The sequence below is a fragment of the Wolbachia endosymbiont (group A) of Campoletis raptor genome, assembly GCF_964026755.1.
Taxonomy (GTDB): Bacteria; Pseudomonadota; Alphaproteobacteria; order Rickettsiales; family Anaplasmataceae; genus Wolbachia; species Wolbachia pipientis.
Genome location: NZ_OZ034695.1, coordinates 749280 through 767892, shown reverse-complemented (window position 1 = coordinate 767892; position 18613 = coordinate 749280). Strand labels below are relative to the sequence as shown.

The following is an 18613-nucleotide window of genomic DNA, read 5'->3' as shown; positions in this document are numbered from 1 at the left end:
AATTTCACTATGCTAATTGTTCTATAATTCCATAATCTCAGTTTTAACGATCTCCTTCTACCACAATTTACAGATGCAACAGAACCTAATTTGTATCATCAAAGTCCCCGACCACACGTTCTTGCATTTACTTTTAGTAGCTGATTTTTATTAACCTCCTCTATAAAGCTAGATGGATTTTCTATTGTATAATCCGACTGTTTAATAGTCTTATCTAACTCTTCAAATACGCTGCTATTTCTTTTAAAACATCCATCTTCTATAGCTGTTAAAACACTTTTTCCCCCTAAAAGACAATTCTGTCCTAAACTTGATTTATTCTCTAATTTGTTAAATCTTACTTCATCGACAAGCCTCACATCTATTTTATTACTATTTTCCTTATTAGGGAATAGATAGATACTTATCTTTCCTACTTCAGTGGTAAAAGACATCTCAATTCTATCTTCTGAAAGGTCCGTATAATTTCTACTTCCTCCTATATTTTCAACTCTAATTATACTTTTTCCAACGTGAAGTACACCAATGTTTAGTTTTAAATCTTTAGCTTTTTGGTTATTTAATACCCTTGCAACTTCAATAGTACTATTTTGTGGATAACCTATGTAAAAATGTCCATTGTCTATTTCTAAATCAAAGTTATGTTTATTGATTTGCTCACTTTTTTTGATAATACTTTCAAGTGCTAACTCTTTCAGCCTTGAAAGGTTTGCGTCTCGTTTACTCAAAGTGTCTCTATCTGAACAAATTACGTTGACGAAATCTTCATGCTCTTTTTCACTAAATCGATTTAAAGGTGCACCTTCTGATATTGTCTGAAATATTTTTTTCTTGTCCAAAAACTCATGAATTCGAGTAGTGTCAGCAGATAAATATAGCTTTGGGAATATGTCAGCTATACTATCTATCAAGGACATATCAGATTTATATGGAAAAGTGAACATTATCCCTTGTTCCAGTGCTTCGCTTATAACTTTATCAAGTTCTTTATCGCACTCCTCATAATCTTCTTCGCTACCAGAGTAACCTAAATTGTCCAGACAATCATGGATCTTATTTATTTTTTGCCAAATACTTTCATACTTTTTTATTTCTACTGCATTTAATTTTATTTTTGCTAAAGAAAAAGAATCTTCTTTGCGCATTATGTTTGCATCGTAGAATAGTTGACTGTAACGCCTACCAAAACTTTCATCATAATCAGGGCAAGGGCTAACATTGTCACTTCCACTATCCGTTCCATTCCACACTTCAATCTTGTAGTCAGTATTTTCATGGTCTTTATCTTCACTTGTTCGATAATATTGATTGTTCTCTATTCCTTCGTATATCCTGGTTGATCCTTGATCATCATTGTCATTAACATGCCTAGTTTCTACTTCAGGTATAAATTGAGGTTCTGCTATTTCTTCTCTTACGTTTTCTCTGTTTATTTCATCTGCAAGAGACACTTCATTACTAATATAGAAATTTTTCTGTTTTAAACTCTCGTCTTCCTTCTGCGGTCTTTTAAATTCTGCAAATAGTTCTTCATACTTTGATAAATAAATACAAAATTGATCTCTTACGTCATTAAGTTCCATCTCTTTTTCTAATATCTGATTTTCATAATCACCTTTTAAATTCTCTATGCTGTTTATCAGCACTGTACTTTCTTTTCCTACTCTATTTAACTCATCTTCAGTAAAATCCAGTTTTTGCCGTAACTCTTCATTTATTTTGTCTGTTAACTGAATTTCACTCTTTGCCTCTTTTAATTGATTATTTAAGTTCTTAATTATATCACTTTTGTTCTGAGTTTCTAATAATAATATTTCTACTTTCTGTTTTAGCTGTTCGATGTCTTGATCATTTTCAGTTAAATTTCTCGTCCTTCTTTGTAATTCAACTTCAAGCCTTTTAATTTTCCCTTCTAGGGTTTGCATTTCTCTGGTAAGTTCACTTACTTCTTCGTAATACTCTTCTACTCTTTTCTTATAGTGTTTTTGTAACTCTACATTTTTTTTAAGATCAAAATTTTCTTGTTGTAGATTTTCTATTTTACTTTTCAAACTATCTATTGCTTGATTTTCTTCATTGCTAATCTCAAATACCTCTTCAGGAAAATCTTCAAATTCACAAGATGAATTGCCTTCAAGGTCGTTACTACCAAATAAATTATATTGTACTACCTGCTTTAAACTAAACATACCTATACCCCCTACTAAAATAAACAAGTAATATATTGTATGCACTATATATCATAAATAAAATCAATTTGAATATAATCTATTTACTAATTCGTATTGTGAATTTTTATAGAGTAAGTTTAGGTGTAAAATATTATAATACTATTAAAGCAGGTGAATAAAGCACAGTCTTTTTGAAAGGATAAATTTAATGAAAAGACCATACTAATTAGTGTTATAAGGAATTGAATTATTTACTCCCTCAAAAAAGGTCATATATTTGTGAGAACAAGTTGCGTAAAATAAGATTGTAAAAATAAAAACGTAAGGTTATTGCAACGAAGTTAGGCAAGTAAGTTCGTATATAAATATGGCTGAAGCAGGCCAATATGGCTGATTTTAGCGTATGGTAAAGTTGCTATATAAAAAAGTTCGTATGTATCGATTGGTAGACCAACGCATCCCAAAACGAACTCTTCTCACGCTCCTTGATTTCGAGCACTGAAAATAACTATATTATTTAGATTTTTGTAATCTACACTAATGAGTTAATAATTAATCTGCTTAAAAAGGCAAAAGACAAAATAGAGCGAACCTACAGTAAAAAGAGAATAAAAAAAACTCTGACAATAAATTATACAAACTTTATGAAGTTAATTTGAACTTAAGAAAACACAAATCTAATTTTTTTGCTCGAAGAATTTGCTTTTTTTCCAATCTTACCCAAACGCACTCTAGGCTCTGTGGACAAAATTTTAGAGAAGCCATACAAGAGATCCAACAAGATTGAGAAAACCCATAAAAACCTCAGCAGTTTTATCAAATCCGGAAAAAATGCGCCTAAAATTTTTAATTTTACCAAAAAAACACTCAATCAAATGACGTTCTTTGTAGATATGCTCATCGTAATACCTTTGCACTTTTCGATTCCTTTTTGGCGGAATAACTACTGTACATCCCTTGTCTTCAAGACTTGTAACAAAGGCATTGCTATCGTAGCCCTTGTCACCTACTACAGTAGAGTTATAGATACTTTCAGTCAACACTTGTGCCTGCGTAATTTCATTTCTTTGACCAGGAGTCAGAGTAAATTTAAGTGGATTTCCAAGTGCATCGACAAGCGCATGTATTTTAGGGAACGTTCAAAGAAGTGTGTCAAACCGAAAAAAAGTAATAAATTGATATAAAAAATGGAGGTTTGACAATGAGTCAGAAAGTAGTAAACAGAACTACCGGTTTGGTAGATTATAAAGAATTAGAAACAAATATCCTGTCATCTATACGAGAAGGAAGACCATTGAAAGGAAGAGATGGAGCATTAACACCGTTTATAAAAAGGCTGCTAGAGGCAAGTCTGGAAGGTGAAATAGAAAGCCACATGTCAGCTAAAAGTGAAGAAAATAACCGAAGAAATGGGAGAAACGCAAAAACTTTACGCACGAGTGGAGGCTCATTTGAGCTGCTAACACCAAGAGATAGGGAGGGAAGTTTTGAGCCGCAAATAGTCAAAAAAGGCAAACAAGCCTACATCCAGAACTTGAAGCAAAGGTCTTAAGCACATATGCCAGCGGCATGGGGTATAGAGATATAGTATCACATATAGAAGAAATCTATGATCATAAAATATCGCTAGCAGAAATATCAAACATTACTGACAAGTTACTGCCAGTAATCAATGAATGGCGTAGTCGTCCGCTGCAATCTGTATATCCAATAGTGTTTATGGATGGCATGTTTTTTAAGGTCAAGGAGGACGGGCATTGCGTAAGTAAATGCATGTATAATATATTAGGTATAGATCAAAATGGTAGAAAAGAAGTTTTGGGTTTTTATTTGGCTGAAAGCGAAGGAGCTAACTTTTGGTTGGGAGTGCTAAATGACCTTAAAGAGAGAGGAGTGGAGGATATTTTGATTGCATGTATTGATGGACTAAAAAGCTTTCCTACAGCTATAAATAGTGTATTTCCTAAAGCAGAAGTACAGCTATGTATAGTGCATCAGATAAGGAATTCACTGAAATATGTATCTAGCAAAGATGTAAAAGTTTTCATGAATGATTTGAAAAAAATATATCGTGCTTCAAGTAAAGAGATTGCTGAGAGTTATTTGCTTGAGCTGGAAGAAAAATGGAGTGAAAAATATCCCTTGGTTACAAAATCGTGGCAAAACAATTGGGAAAATTTATCTGGTTATTTTAAGTATTCTGGGCCAGTTAGAAAGCTGATTTACACTACCAATCCAATTGAGGGATTGCATAAGACCCGCTGCAAAAGGTGATGACAAAATGATGTGAGAGAGGTAAAAGAAGAATAAGCAGATTGAGTAAGGTAAAAAAATGAGCTTTAGTTACTATAACATAAAGAAACACCCAAGAAACTTTCGTAATATAACAGGTTTAACTATAGAGGAGTTCGAAAAGGTGGTGGAAAAAGTGAGGTCTGAGTGGGAAAAACTTGAAAAACAGAAAAAGTGCCATGGCAGAAGATCACAACTACCAACTCTGGAAGATAAGTTATTTTGCGTAATTTTGTACTATCGCACTTACATAACACATAGATTTTTAGGGTGCCTGTTCAATGTGCACAACGCAAATGTATGTAGGTTACTGAAGAAAATAGAGCCATTACTTGCCAAAAAAGTTACTATAACAAAAGATAGAAGTATGACACCAGAAAAAATACTAAAGATTCTGGCTGATGTTACAGAACAGCAAATACAGAGACCAGAAGATAGTAAAAAACGGAAGAAATCATATTCAGGAAAAAAAGAACCAACACTATGAAAACTGAAATTATTGTTGAGGAGAATGGAAAAATTTTGTCAGTGTCAAGGTCACATCGCGGTAAAATTCATGATTTTCGTATAAGGAAACAAGAAAAATATTTACCAATGAACAGCATAAAATATGCCGATTCTGGATATCAAGGTTGGCAAAAATTGCAAAGCAATGTTGTAATTCCACACAAGAAGTATCGTAAGAAGCCATTAACCCTGGAGCAGAAGGAATATAATAGAAGACTAGCATCGTTCAGAATGAGAGTAGAAAATAAGATCCGTGAGATAAAGATATTTAAGATTATGTCGCATGTTTACCGCAATTTTCAGAAGAAATACAACTTGAGATTTAATATTATTGCTGGTATTGTAAATCTTAAGCACGCCTTTTAGTTAATCTTGATTTTAGTCATCCTCCTTTCCTTCTTTTTATCGCTTGATTCGCAGTAGGTCTTTAGAAAAATATCTTGCTTTAATAAGCTTTTCAACTATCATATTAAAAGTTTGATATGATTAGGGTAGTATAGTGTTTCAAAGTAATAATACCAGAGTAAAGAGAGACCCTATCTCTATCTTTAAACAGATAGCTCAGAAAGAAGACCAGCAAAAAAAACAAAATTTTGAAGATTTGTTGAATCAACTAAGAATGTTTTACCCTAATGAACTAAAAATAGGCGTGGCACTTAAAACAGGAGATTGTTTTTTTGACTCTGTGGCCCAAGGATTAAATGAGCTAAATATAAAACCAGGTTTTCATTTCACTGCAAAATCATTAAGAAAAGATTGCGCAGATTACGCTGGAGCAAACAAAAATCCAGATCAGTGGGTTTATAATGTAATAATAGGAGATGCTGAAGAGTATTTCGTACCTCAAAAAGATCCGGATGGAGAAGTGATAAGCGAAAATGGATATAATAAACAAGACGATATTAAGTCCTTTTTTAAATACTTAGAAGCCATTAAGAATATGGCTACAGAATCTAGTTCTCCACCAATATGGGGTAGACTGGATATTGAAGGAAGAATGATATGTGCGAAATACAAAGTGAAAATTGAAGTGATAGAACTGCTGGAAGAGCCTATAAAAGGGTCCACAGAAAATCAATACTTTATTCAAAGTGAACAAGGTGAAGGGGATAATGTTGTTCGCGTAGTAAATTACAAGATGCATTTTGTACCACTTCTTAAGAACCTAGAAAAAGATATTGAAGAAGCTGTAGAAGTTTCTAGGGAAGAGGTTTATGGGTTAATAAATTGTAATATTCCTTTTTCGGTTAAAGATGTAGGAAATTGTGATCTTCAGGAAGGAATAGAAGAGAGTTTGCAAGTACCAGTTCAATTTAATCAAGATTTTTTCGTTGCAAGTGATATTTACCATAGACTAAATCAAGTAATATTCGATAGTGATGATTCAGGTAATTCATGTGTATGGTCAGATATTGATAATATAAACCGTTTTATGAATCAGGCAGTAAATGATAATCAGCTTGCCTATTATATTTCTCCTATTAACTTTGGATACGACACAGAAGAAGCTACCAGAGATTTACTTAAACATGTCTGTAAAAGGCAAACTAGGGATGGTTCTATACTAAACTCTCATTATAGCACTGAGTTAGATAAGCCTTTTATTTTTGTGGCTAACACCAAATCAGTTTTTGCTAAAGATTCTAAAGGTAGTGATAAAGAAAGTGGAGGTCTTCATTGGGTTAGCTGTGTTTTGCTACCTAAAAAATATACAAGTGTAACTGGTAAAGAAATATCCTCTGATAAGAATAGGTTTTTCTTTTTTGATTCTTTCGCTCAAAAAGGAATTCCTAAAACAATCAAGGAAGGCTTGATTAATGGTATAGAGTTTATGGAAGTTGATATTCCTCTCAAGTTATTACCTTTTTGTACAGGAGATGAAATAGCTTTTAATTATACCAATCATCTGACTGGGCAACAAATAAATGGTAACGATTGTGGTTGGTGGGCAGTATATTATGCGTTAATGACCGTTTATACCGGAGGAATAGAGTTTCTTGAGCCATTGAAAGGAAGAAAGTTATCTGCAAAGCCTTTACGGAGTATAATGAATTTGCACGAATCCAGTGAACTTTTTGATGTAGGTAAACATGTTACTGAACAAAAATCACAAATCGCAGCGGAAGAATTGATTAAAAGTTACGATAATAGGGTTCGTCTTGGAAGTAAAGCGCATGTAACATGGGATCGAAAATTTGATATTTCTGAGATGAATAGAGAATTTTTTCGATCCTCAGCACCTGAACTACCACTAACAATCTTGAAAGGAATACCCCAGCTCATGACTATTTTTTGCGCACAATTTGTTAAGACTTTTGAAAGGGCTATTGGAATATACTCTGAGAGGTTGTGGGATCGAAATTATGGCATAGGTAAGTATGCTCAGACTTCTAATCGCCTTATCGATTTTATCGATGGATCAGAACCGTCCCAGGCGGTATGGTGTAAACCTTTCGCTAAAGTACTGAAATGTTTATCTAGCACTATTGGAAGATTCACTCAAAAGCAAAGGGTTGAAAAATTAAGTTCTCTGTTACACGCCTATGATTGCGATACGAAAAAAGCTAGGGGTGTTTTAATTAAATCTGCTATGGGTATTTTTCTAGTTTTCGAAGAACAATTTTCGCTTCTTGCTGATAAAGAACCAAATCAACTCTATAATGCAATTGATGATATAGCGGAAGATATGGTAGAAAGGATAATCGACTATTGCGTGCGATATAAAAAACTTGTATTCTCAGTTGAAAACAATCAATATGGGGTTCTCCTTGGTCATCCAAAAAAGCACATCTCTTCTTCTACTTTGCTTCCTAATCTCTCTTCTGGACACAAAACATATGTTAATACTATAAAATTCGTTGGAGATACAGGAATTAAAGTTGGTGACGATTATTATATTCCTCAACCTACCTTTATTACAAAACGTGGGTTTCAAGACCATGACTACTCTTACCGCCTTCTTTTTGATTGGGAGAAAGGTCTTAAGAAGATAGAAGGCGATAAGTTGTATCTCCCATATCTTGGCAACGCATGTTACAGAAAGGTAGAACTTTGTGAGGAAAAAAAGTATAAACACTCTATCACAGAAGCGATCTGTATGGAATACTCGTCGGATATTTACTCCACAATAAACAGCTCTAATTGGGAACTTACTGGAGATTTGCAGAGGTTAATAAAAGGCTTCTCAAGTCTTTCTATCGAAGGACTTTCTCATTGTAGTAGGACTTTAGCTGATCTACAAGAGGTTTATGAAGTTGATCATGTTCTTTTGCAGGATTTACATCAGAAAACAGATAAAGTTTATGAATTTCTTTTTCATCCTTTCAGTGAACAGAGGCAAAAAATTTCTCTAGCCAAGTTATTTCCCTTTAGGAGGGCATTAACTTTATTTACTGTTCAGTTGCTCTCAATGGATATAGATTCGCTAGAAAAAAAGATGAGTTATTTCACGCGGGAATTTTTATCAAGTTTTTTGTCGTCTACAGAGTCCATTTTCACTATACTTCAACCGTTATTATTCTTACTGAATGGATTTTCTAAAGATTTTAAAGGTTTATCTACTCCTGAAATAGCAAAACTCAAGAATTTTTACAGACTCGTTCAATCTAACCCTCCTGGTTATTTAGAAGGTTTGCTCTTAGAGTCTGGGATTAGGATTTTTCAGGCCTTCGAAAAACAATTCCAGTTGGTCACAGAATGCAAATCAAACGCTAAAATAATAGCAACTTTATCCTCTTGTGCCGCTTTCAGGGTGTTGGACTATATTTGTAAAAAGGACGACGTTCAATGTCTATCATGTGATTTGATGATAAAAGGAGTTGTTTTTGGTAGTTCTGATGAATCATCTTCTTTATTTAAATACAATGGGAAAGATGTGAGCGCTAATGAAATATATGATAGAACAGCTGTATTTGTATCAGAAAAGGAAATATTTTCTTATTATAAGGATCTTATTACCGAGTACGGCATCAGATTGCCTTTTAGTTTTGAGAAAGGGGGGAGTAAATCTTTACCTAAGTTTTGTAACGTTTTTACGTTATCTGTGGATGAGTCTTTCTTGCAGCAGGATTATAAGGGTAGTTATCACTTAGCAGAAATCAATTTTGCAGACGAAATCAAGTTAATAATAGGAGAAATCGAAGCTGCCAAATCATCAGAGAGGGGTGATATAGAAAATTTGCGAAAAGTAGTATCCGCGGGTTTCAAGGAAGTAAAGGATTGCATTAAGGGAATGCGTTATGATGGTGAAGGAAGACATGATGATGGCGGAGGGGGGCCTGGTGGCACAGGAGGACATGATGATGGCGGAGGGGGGCCTGGTGGCACAGGAGGACATGATGATGGCGGAGGGGGGCCTGGTGGCACAGGAGGACATGATGATGGCGGAGGGGGGCCTGGTGGCACAGGAGGACATGATGATGGCGGAGGGGGGCCTGGTGGCACAGGAGGACATGATGATGGCGGAGGGGGGCCTGGTGATGATATCGATTCTACCCTAAGCTTGTCAGGTAATGGTGTACTTGGACCTGATAAACGAAAATCTCCCACCACATTAAAGAGAAAGCTAGTAAATGATTTGCCTACAGTATACAGTAAAAAGAGGTTGCGCTACACCTCGCAAAAGGATAGAAAAATACTCCAAGATTTATTTGGCGTAGATCCATACGATGAAATTGAATCTCTACTCAGAGGTGAAACACGTAAAGATCTTCCTACCCTTTTTCTTAGTAACGATGGTAAAAACCCTGCTCATTGGGCTGTTTTACTTCAAGATGCCCAAGTTCTATCGGAAATACTGCAACGACATCCATTCTTGGCCCGCTTAGCTGATCAGGATGGTCTAAATCCCACTTATCTTGCTGCTGAAGTAGATGACCCGGTGCTGTTGAATTTGCTACTAGAGAGTCAAACAGATATTCATACTAAAGATATTGACAGTAATGAAATCCTTGCAGATATCTTTTTTCATAGTATTTCGTTTGGTTCATTAAAAACATTAAGATTTTTAGTCAATAAATTCCCTGGTTTGATTAATATCACTGATAAAGATGGTATGGGCCCTGTTCATCGTGCTGCTGTTCTTAGTGATCCGCTTGAATGTGAGTTTGATCCCATCGATTTCCTAATCAAAGAGGGTGCTGATTACAAGAAAGCTGATAAACGTGGCGCAACTCCTCTCCATTATGCTGCAAACTGCAGAAGCTTGCGTGTAGTAGAATTGCTGGTTGATAATTTTGCTAGTCTTAACATATCTGATAAAAATGGTAAGACTCCTCTGCATTACGCTGCGGAAGGTAATAAACTTGATGTGGTAAAGTTTCTAGTCGAACAAGGGGCTAAAATCGATGCTGTTTGTAGAGATGGCAAGACTCCTCTGCATTACACTGTGGAAGGTAATAAAATTGATGTGGTAAAGTTTCTAGTCGAACAAGGGGCTAAAATCGATGCTGTTTGTAGAGATGGCAAGACTCCTCTGCATTACGCTGTGGAAGATAATGAACTTTGTATCGTGAAATTTCTAATCAAAAGGGGTGCTAGAGTCAGCACATTTGATAGGTATAGCTTAAATCCTCTTCATTTGTCTATTGCAAGTGATTCATTTGAAGTATCAGTGTTTCTACACAATATCTATTCCGGCTCATATCATGATGAGCACGGTTTTACTTCTCTTCATCTTTCTGTTATATTTAAGAGGTATGAATTGATCGTGTACCTAATGTCAAAGTGTCCCATGTTGGTAGCTACACCTGACAAATATGGTTCTACACCTTTTTCTCTATTCGTTACTCTACACGGTAATGGAAGATTTTTGGCAGATTTGGCTACAATTGCTTATGGCGGGGGAACTGTGGTTTCTTCTCTAGATTATGCAGCTATGTCTGGTGAGTTAGATGCGATGTTTCTGCTATGTAAAAGTAAGGATGATCAAAAATTATCTGATTGGTGTGACATATCTCCTCTTCACCACGCTGCTGTTGCTGGTAGATTGGATATAATAAAATTTATGCAAAAAAAAGGGTTCTGTCTTGATCTGCCCAGTAGAGATTCTAATACTGCTCTTCATTTTGCCTCAGCATCTGGTCATCTTGATGTGGTAAAGTTTCTAGTACAAAAAGGATGTAGTCTCAATGTAGCTAATATATATGGTCTAGTTCCCCTTGATTCTGCTGCCATTAATGGTGAGTGGAATATAGTAAAATTTCTAGTAGAAGTAGGGGCTAGTTTGAATGTGGTTGACTCAATTGGTTATACTCCCTATGATGATGCTAGCATTACTGGTAAAGTTAAAGTGGGGGAATTTCTGCATAAGCGGAGTGTGACGCCTCATCCTATACAAGAAAACCCCGATAGCAGAAGCAGTTCCAAAGCACAAGAGGCGTGTTATCGACCTGGGAGTTCCTTCAATGATCCAAAGATATCTCAGCCTATCAATAACAGATATTATACCACAAGCTAATCTGATAGTTGCTGTAACCCGTACTATTGACCCCAACTATGGATGGCTTTGTTGCATAGCTAGTGTTGGTTGAGGTTATTGTAAGGAGAAAAGGTTATGGTTACTAACGCATTTTGTTGTAAAATAGGCATTTTTCAAACAAGTATAACTTATGCCGCAAAAAATGAGAGTAAGTAACCAAAGAGAATATAATGAGTTTCTAAAAAAAAGAGGAAATGTTTTTCATTTTGTTAATCAAGCCATAGAAAATTGGTATGAAAATAGTTCAAAAGTTGCAGGTGGCAATAACACTTATAGTGATAAAGTTGTAATTTTAATACATATAATAGTTCATCTTTTTAGAATTGGCTTGAGACAAGCTGTAGGTTTTGTAAAAGGTTATATGGTACAAATAGGCAAAAAACTTAAGATTATCAGCTATACACAAGCTTCCAGAAGATTTAAAAAGCTTAATTTGAAGATTGATGACCATAGAAGCAATAAAGATGATCTGGAAAATGTTGAAATTGCCGTAGATAGCACTAGAGTTAGTATCTACAATAATAACGGTGGGCATAGTAATCTTAATATTCGAAAAAGAAAATACAGTGGTTATGGTCAAGTAAGAAAATTACATGTTGTTTTAAACATAAATGATAAGAAAGCAATAAGCATGAACTACACTAGTGGTGTTGCTGTAGACTATTTGCCGGTCTGCGATATGTTAGAAGAAGTCAGTGATAAATATAACATTTGTTCTATTCGAGCAGATGCGGCTTATGATATAAAAAGTGTGTATAAAGAATGCAGAAAATACAATATTGTGCTTATTATTCGCCCTAGGAAGGATACTAAAATTTGTTTAGCTGACTACTTATCAGAAAGAAACAAGTATATTAGTAGAATTAGGTCATATGAGAATTATGAAGATGGTATTAATGAATGGAAGAAAAAAGTTAAGTATGGAGCACGGTCTTATATTGAAGTCTTTTTCTATAGGTTGAAGCAAATATTTGGGTTTGGCTTGAAAAATAAATCAGAGGTAAATCGTGAAAAAGAGCTGTTAATTAAGTGCTACTTATTGAACAAATTTACTGATATAGGTATGGCTAAATTTAAATTAGCTGCGTAAATTCACTGTGATTTACATGCCTATCAGTGCTATGCAACAAAGCCATTCTTAATTAGGGGATATTTCTAACTTAGAGAAGGTTTTCATAAATGTTGAAGTGAATAAGTAGGAATATTATGTTTTTTCCCTGAGTTGTAAAATTTCAGAATGAGAGAGACCGGTAATTTGAGCTATAACATCTATAGAGACACCTGCCTTGAGTGAGTTTTTTGCAACTTCAATTTTACCTTCAATTTTACCTTTTTCACGGCCAATTTGGATGCCTTCTTGTCTACCTTTTTCTTGACCTACCTTAAGACCCTCATCAAATTTTTGAGCAAAAGCAGCAATCTCATCCATTATGCGTTTTTTCATTTGCTCATATGCTAGTAACTCTTCTTCTGACCAATTAAACTTATTCATCTCTTCATAAGCTCGTTTTATTATTACGTCACTACCAACTATCTTATCTAGATCCTCTTCCCTTGTTTCTGCTGCATAACGAAAAAAATAACACCATTTTTCTACTATATTTTCTAATTGATCTTCTTTTGTCTTTGTAAATTTTGGTAATTCTATGAATACAAAGTAAAAATCCTTTAAGTCATGTTCAAAGCTATTTTGATCTAAAATGACATGATTAGATTTGTACTCAGCCTTATCTGGAAAAATAATACAATCAGCAACAGCAATAAAGATAATTTCTTTAAGGTTATGATAATCATCACCTTGATCAGCTTGACTTGAGTAGGCTTTAGCAGCATAATATTGAGCACGTTTTTCGAAGCCCTTAGTCTTAGTGAACTGCATCTCTATAATATATCTTGAACCTTGAGAGTCTCTACAAAGAACATCGACAATACTTTGCTTTTTAGCGGCAATCTCAGGATCCAAGATGGTAGCTAAGAATTCAACATCGTGAATAGCAGCTAAGCCAGTAAAGCCTAAAATATCGTTTAAGAAATGAATGAGAATATCTTTATTCTTTTCGGTGCCAAATATTCTTTTGAAGGCATAATCGTTGCGTGCGTCAAGAAACTTGGAAAGAGCCATGAGAAATTAAGATAAAAAGCATTAATAATTATACACAATTTTGAAGAAATGTTCAACAATCTTGATTTATGTTAACCTGTATAATATTTATTTCTGTATGGCAAAGTATACTACTGTTTCCATAAGGTACCAAATAGCACAAAAAGTAAGGAGCTGGAGGTTGAAGCAAAAATATACTCTGAAAGATTTAGCAGGCAAAGCAGAAATAAACTATCATACGCTGCTAAGATATGAACAAGGAACATGTGGCATTCCAATTGAAAAGTTAAAAATATTAGCAGAGTCATTATCAATTCCTATTAGAAATCTCTTTCCAAGACGAAAAGTGCTAAAAGAAAGTAGTTGTTTTGACGAAGCTAAGACCCAGGAAATGTATAATTTCATAGAAAAAGCAGGAGGACACAAAGCAATTTATGCATTAACCAAATCTGTCCGAGCTGAAGAGGAAAGTGATGTAAAAACAGCAAGAATAAGAATGGCAAAGAATATGCTAAAAGCAGGATTTGATACTGAGATTATCTATCGAGCAACGGGCTTATCAACTGAAGAATATGCCGATAAAGAGAGATACGAGCCAAACGGAGGACAAGAGATAAAAAAGTGGAGAATAATAAGGGGATATACTCAAGAAGAATTAGCAAAAAAGCTAGATGTAGGACCCTCGCAGGTACACCATTATGAACAAGGTAGTGTTACTCTTTTAAGTGAAAGGTTATGGGAAATAGCAAAAGAATTATCAGTGAATGCTGAAGATCTGATAAAGGAAGAAGATAATTATGAAGATGGTGAAGCAGAAAATGAGTTATTAAGTTGGGCGAGGGAATATAGAAAAATTGACAATCAAGAATCACGAGATGAGCTAAATATATGGGTAGAATTTTTATTGCAAAGAAAGCAAATTTACAAAGAGAAGATTGATAAAATAGAGGGAATGAAAGTTGCAAATAATTTACTCAAGTTAGGTTTTTCTACTGATGTTATTTCTAAAATAGTAACAACTTCTTTTACATAAAGAATTAATTTTCAATTAGATAAAATAAGCATCTGCTAATATCTTAACTTCTTAATGAAAAAATAAGTAAAAAAGATTGAAAAATTGATTTGACTTCACTCGGAAGCTATGGCTTTATGCCAAGACTGCTAAAAAAGTAGCAGTAAACAATTAAAAACAATTTGTTATTAACGAGGAGTATATTTTATGAATAATAGTGAAAAACTTACAGAAGAAATAGAGAGAGTACTACAAAGCGGAGGAGGAAGTGCTCTATTTGATCGCGAAATAGTGGCAGTGCTTCTAGGAGCAGTTCATGACAGAAAGCAAGCACAAAATGTTACTAAAACTTTAATGGATAATTGCCCAGGAATAGGAGAAATTTTAGGGCGAGAAATCGATGACCTGAAAATGATAGACGGAATGACTGAACATGCAGCCGCAGCAATTGAATGTGTTAAAGAAGCCTACAAGAGGGCACTAAGAGAAGGGTTAAAGAGAGGCCCTGTAATGGATAGCCAAGAAAAGCTCATAGAATATGTAAGGGTAAGTATAGGCTTTTCAGCAAAAGAAGCTGTCCAGATAATATATTTGGATACACAGTACCGTTTGATAAGAGACGAAGTGTATTTTGGTACAATAGATGAGGTGCACCTATCTGAAAGGAAAGTGGTAAAAAAGGCATTATCAATGGAGGCAGCATCGATAATATTAGCTCACAACCATCCAGGAGGGAGTTTAGAACCATCAGAAGATGATAAAGTTATGACTAGAGAATTAGTGTCAGCATGTCAAGGGGTGGGAATTGAGCTAGAGGATCACATTATTGTGACGGACAAAGGATATTGCAGCTTTAAGGAAAGAGAGCTGTTATAAAGATGGATGCCAAATTTTTCAGGTTTGGGAAGTTTGGCTACCACTGCTAGTGGAAACAATACGAAATATGAATATAAGTGCTTTAAGAAAAGCGTATCTCTATAGCTGAGATTTGGAAAAAGACATCACAAAAGTTGCAAAGTATACAAGATCTTTGTATAACTTGCATGTTAAGTTATAATAAACGAATAAAAGCCCAAAAAGCTCTATTCTTTTGTTATAAATAGTTGCAAACTATACAAGATCTTTCTAATATTTGTATATTAAGTTAATAGTAAAGCAATAAATTGCGCTATAGACTTAGATAATATGCTTAATATAGGAGGCTTATATGGCTAGTAAAAAAATTACAATGGTTCGAAAAGACCCAAATAAAAAAAATCGTAAATTCAATATTAACCGCAAGTTATTGGGCAAAATATTTAGTGCTCTTGAGGGCATTGATATACAACCGTCTAACTTTGTGAGCAAAATTAATAACCAAAATCCTGGAGGTACAATGCCTTCCCCTAGTAGAGATGGTCGCGAAAACCAAATAAACTTCGAAGAAGGACTTGACCATATTTATGGTACAAAACCAGCAAGTAATCAAGAAGATTATCCAGAAAATTTAAATCCATTTACTTCAGGCTTGCAAAAAATAAAGCTAAGTGCAAGGGAAAATAAAAAGTTGAGCTGGTTTAAAAGTGCAGTGGTAAAAGCAGGCAGCCCAAAAGAGATGCATAAGGTTGTGGATCAAGCTCTATCTGCTGGAATAAGGATAAATGCATGTCATGAAGGAGAATGGAGTTTTTCCGAGTATGTGATATTAGGCACACATTTTCACAAAGTCAAAAAAGGTGAACTTAAAAAAATAATGCGTGAATTAATGCTGAAGGGTGCAGAGTTTCATAACAGGCTATTGCAGAATGAGCTGGTAGGTGAAACTTATAACGAACTGCAAAAAGAGGTGCAGCCACAGCTAGACAAGCAACTTGAAGAACTGAGGAAAGTCGGTGAAAGTGCTGTTCAAAAAGGAGCTGTAATAGATGTGGAAATAGACAATACAACATCGTATACGGAATTTTCTGAGGGTAGCACAGTAGAGCCTGCAAAAGTAATAGAAGGTATCCGTTCAGGGGTGTGGTTTAAGAAACAACAGCTAGCAGGTTTTGAAAAGGGTTTAGTTCCTTTTGTCTCCAAGTCAGATACAACGAAATTATCCGCTCAAGAAATCTATTCCCTCGCTCTGACTGTGTAAAATATGAATTCTTACGATAGACAACATAATGCCGTATTTGTCGCTCAACATGGTTATTCGTTAATGGAATGTTCCATGGGTCATCCAAAAATGTCCACATCATTGGCTCGGATTTTATAATACCCTTTACCGTTCGTGAAGCTCCTTTTGCTTCAAGTATATAAGATATTTTTATCAGGCAGTACTGTATGTATCTTCGTAATTCTTTGGCTTGCTTAGTGAACTTTAAAATACTAATTTCATTTTCTGACAAAGCTTTTTTTAATGCAAACAATCCATTAGCTGCATCTTTTAAACAATGGCCAAGTCTCATTACTTCACTATTCCAACTATGAGATAACCTCTCGAAATTTCTCAATAAGTGAGCCCAACAAATTTGTCGCTTTTCATCACTGAAGTGGTTGTAAACTGCATATCTGTCGGTAATTACCAGGTTTTTGTAATCACAAAATGCACGATTCTTTAAAAATTTCATTCCTCTTGTATCTGCTAACTTGATAAGACTTGCTTTATTGTTGGCAAACATCCAGCACCATCCCAATTTGTCTTTGTTGTAGTGACTGGTTTCATCAATATGCAAAATTTCGCTTGCTTTTATTTCTTCCTCTATTTGTTCATAGGCTTCTTTACATTTTGATGAAACCCTTGCTTCACTATTGGACACACTACCAACACTTATACTCATGTTAAAGATGTCTTTCATAATATTTGTTATTTCTCGCTTTGAGTTCTTGTAAAACCCACTCAATGCTGCAATTACTGACTTAACTCTAGGACCAAAGGTATCAGGTGTGACTCCTTCTGGTAATTTGCTGCTCTTTCTTTTTCCACACTTACAACAGCGACCGTGCTCTAGTTGGTATTCAACAACATAAGGCTTAATCTCTGGCAGATCAACTTTTTGATAAATGTAAGGCTTCTCTGATACTGCAATTTCTCCACCACACTCGCATCTATTTTTTAACTCCGCTTTCACTACCTCATCTGCTTCCATTTTAGATCGATAATTTCCTTTATGTCCGATCTGACCACCTATCTTTCTATTACTTTCTGACTTATCTTCGGATGTATCTTTTTTTATTTTATATAGCTCTTTAGAAGTTGGTATTGATGAATTTCTTGAATTTAGACCAAGTCTTTCTCTTAGCTCAGCATTCTCTATTTTTAAGATCTTATTTTTTTCTTCAAGTCTTGTTAACTTTTGCTCCAAGTTCCTACATAGCTCTACAAGATTAACGAATAGTTGAAGCATCTAACACTACATTGCTACTAATATCTTGTCTTGCTATCATCTTAATATGTTTTGTCAATTATTTTTTTTCTTTGCCACACCCCTGAACGGATACAATAGAAGGCTTAGGTCTAAACAGATGTAACATCATAAAAATAGGCAATAGAGAATTTGAAGTCAAAAACGAGAAAGGAGGTGAGAGAAATTACACTGATATACCGGACAATAGCGTTTTTGAGGTAACATTTCCAACAAGCATTGGTGGACTAAGAGTTATACTGTACCACAAAGCAGAAAACGACCACCAAGTACAGGTGAGAGTAGCAGATACAGAAATGTGGTCTGAACTACAAAAAAGAGGTGAAATAATAGGAAAAGGTTGCCTCTTTGGTGGAACGACAGTCAAAGAAGCTGTAGAAAGAGGAAGTTTCACAAGAAGTGGCATGTGGAGTAAAGAGCAGGCCAAAGAGGAGATAAGGGCGGATCACTCAAGTGAAACACTGTCGTGGGTAAATAGGGCATGTGGAGGTAGCCAAGAAGCATTTAGGAAACGTTAAACAAAGGACTTCCTTCTCAAATTGGACTGCGTAAAAGCTTTATATAAATCGCAGTCCAAGCCGAGCTCTTCCAATAAACATAAGCTAAATTTAATCTTTTGACAAAGTAGGTTATAGCAAAAAGCCTATTAACAGGGTATACATGTTT

The 18613-nt window shown here is 34.9% G+C and carries 10 protein-coding genes and 2 pseudogenes; 8 read left to right on the top strand and 4 right to left on the bottom strand.

The annotated features are described in order from the left end of the window. Positions 1 to 98 precede the first annotated feature (98 nt). Positions 99 to 2189, bottom strand: coding sequence for a hypothetical protein (locus AAGD74_RS03940; RefSeq protein WP_338482757.1), 2091 nt, complete (start codon positions 2187 to 2189; stop codon positions 99 to 101). Between the two features lie 734 nt (positions 2190 to 2923). Then, the gene (locus AAGD74_RS03935) at positions 2924 to 3253 is read right to left on the bottom strand and encodes a transposase (RefSeq protein WP_341810772.1); all 330 of its coding nucleotides are present in this window, start codon (positions 3251 to 3253) and stop codon (positions 2924 to 2926) included. Positions 3254 to 3372: 119 nt separating this feature from the next. On the opposite strand from AAGD74_RS03935, the pseudogene AAGD74_RS03930 reads away from it, so the two are divergent. The 4 genes and pseudogenes from AAGD74_RS03930 to AAGD74_RS03915 all read left to right on the top strand — a co-directional run. Continuing rightward, positions 3373 to 4427, top strand: a pseudogene (locus AAGD74_RS03930) (IS256 family transposase); the annotation flags it as partial. Between the two features lie 76 nt (positions 4428 to 4503). After that, positions 4504 to 5336: pseudogene (locus AAGD74_RS03925) on the top strand (transposase family protein). Between the two features lie 133 nt (positions 5337 to 5469). Continuing rightward, entirely contained in the window at positions 5470 to 11427 is a 5958-nt protein-coding gene (locus AAGD74_RS03920; RefSeq protein ID WP_341810533.1) for an ankyrin repeat domain-containing protein, read from the top strand. Positions 11428 to 11578: 151 nt separating this feature from the next. Then, positions 11579 to 12538 (top strand): IS5 family transposase, encoded by a 960-nt coding sequence (locus tag AAGD74_RS03915; protein ID WP_338482314.1) that lies wholly within the window; start codon positions 11579 to 11581, stop codon positions 12536 to 12538. A 114-nt stretch (positions 12539 to 12652) separates the two neighbouring features. Here the strand turns inward: AAGD74_RS03915 and AAGD74_RS03910 are convergent, their stop codons facing one another. Further along, entirely contained in the window at positions 12653 to 13570 is a 918-nt protein-coding gene (locus tag AAGD74_RS03910) for an Rpn family recombination-promoting nuclease/putative transposase (RefSeq protein ID WP_338977051.1), read from the bottom strand. 160 nt (positions 13571 to 13730) lie between these two features. On the opposite strand from AAGD74_RS03910, the gene AAGD74_RS03905 reads away from it, so the two are divergent. The 3 genes from AAGD74_RS03905 (at position 13731) to AAGD74_RS03895 (ending at position 16677) form a co-directional block, all read left to right on the top strand. After that, on the top strand, positions 13731 to 14582 hold the full coding sequence (locus tag AAGD74_RS03905; RefSeq protein WP_341810532.1) for a helix-turn-helix transcriptional regulator: 852 nt from the start codon (positions 13731 to 13733) through the stop codon (positions 14580 to 14582). A gap of 186 nt (positions 14583 to 14768) precedes the next feature. Further along, positions 14769 to 15437, top strand: a complete 669-nt coding sequence (locus AAGD74_RS03900; RefSeq protein ID WP_341810531.1) for a RadC family protein — start codon at positions 14769 to 14771, stop codon at positions 15435 to 15437. Positions 15438 to 15768: 331 nt separating this feature from the next. Next, positions 15769 to 16677, top strand: a complete 909-nt coding sequence (locus AAGD74_RS03895; RefSeq protein ID WP_338977056.1) for a hypothetical protein — start codon at positions 15769 to 15771, stop codon at positions 16675 to 16677. Here the strand turns inward: AAGD74_RS03895 and tnpC are convergent. Then, the gene (tnpC, locus tag AAGD74_RS03890) at positions 16565 to 17929 is read right to left on the bottom strand and encodes an IS66 family transposase (RefSeq protein ID WP_338977059.1); all 1365 of its coding nucleotides are present in this window, start codon (positions 17927 to 17929) and stop codon (positions 16565 to 16567) included. The two genes, AAGD74_RS03895 and tnpC, sit on opposite strands and share 113 nt — an antisense overlap. A gap of 293 nt (positions 17930 to 18222) precedes the next feature. On the opposite strand from tnpC, the gene AAGD74_RS03885 reads away from it, so the two are divergent. Beyond that, positions 18223 to 18465: a hypothetical protein gene (locus AAGD74_RS03885; RefSeq protein WP_341810530.1), complete on the top strand. Its 243-nt coding sequence runs from the start codon at positions 18223 to 18225 to the stop codon at positions 18463 to 18465. Positions 18466 to 18613 lie beyond the last annotated feature (148 nt).

What these genes read in the sequence shown, in the direction of transcription:
- AAGD74_RS03900 (WP_341810531.1), top strand. Translation starts at nt 14,769, where the DNA reads ATGAATAATAGTGAAAAACTTACAGAAGAAATAGAGAGAGTACTACAA.
- AAGD74_RS03895 (WP_338977056.1), top strand. Translation starts at nt 15,769, where the DNA reads ATGGCTAGTAAAAAAATTACAATGGTTCGAAAAGACCCAAATAAAAAA.
- tnpC (WP_338977059.1), bottom strand. Translation starts at nt 17,929, where the DNA reads ATGCTTCAACTATTCGTTAATCTTGTAGAGCTATGTAGGAACTTGGAG.
- AAGD74_RS03910 (WP_338977051.1), bottom strand. Translation starts at nt 13,570, where the DNA reads ATGGCTCTTTCCAAGTTTCTTGACGCACGCAACGATTATGCCTTCAAA.
- AAGD74_RS03915 (WP_338482314.1), top strand. Translation starts at nt 11,579, where the DNA reads ATGCCGCAAAAAATGAGAGTAAGTAACCAAAGAGAATATAATGAGTTT.
- AAGD74_RS03940 (WP_338482757.1), bottom strand. Translation starts at nt 2,189, where the DNA reads ATGTTTAGTTTAAAGCAGGTAGTACAATATAATTTATTTGGTAGTAAC.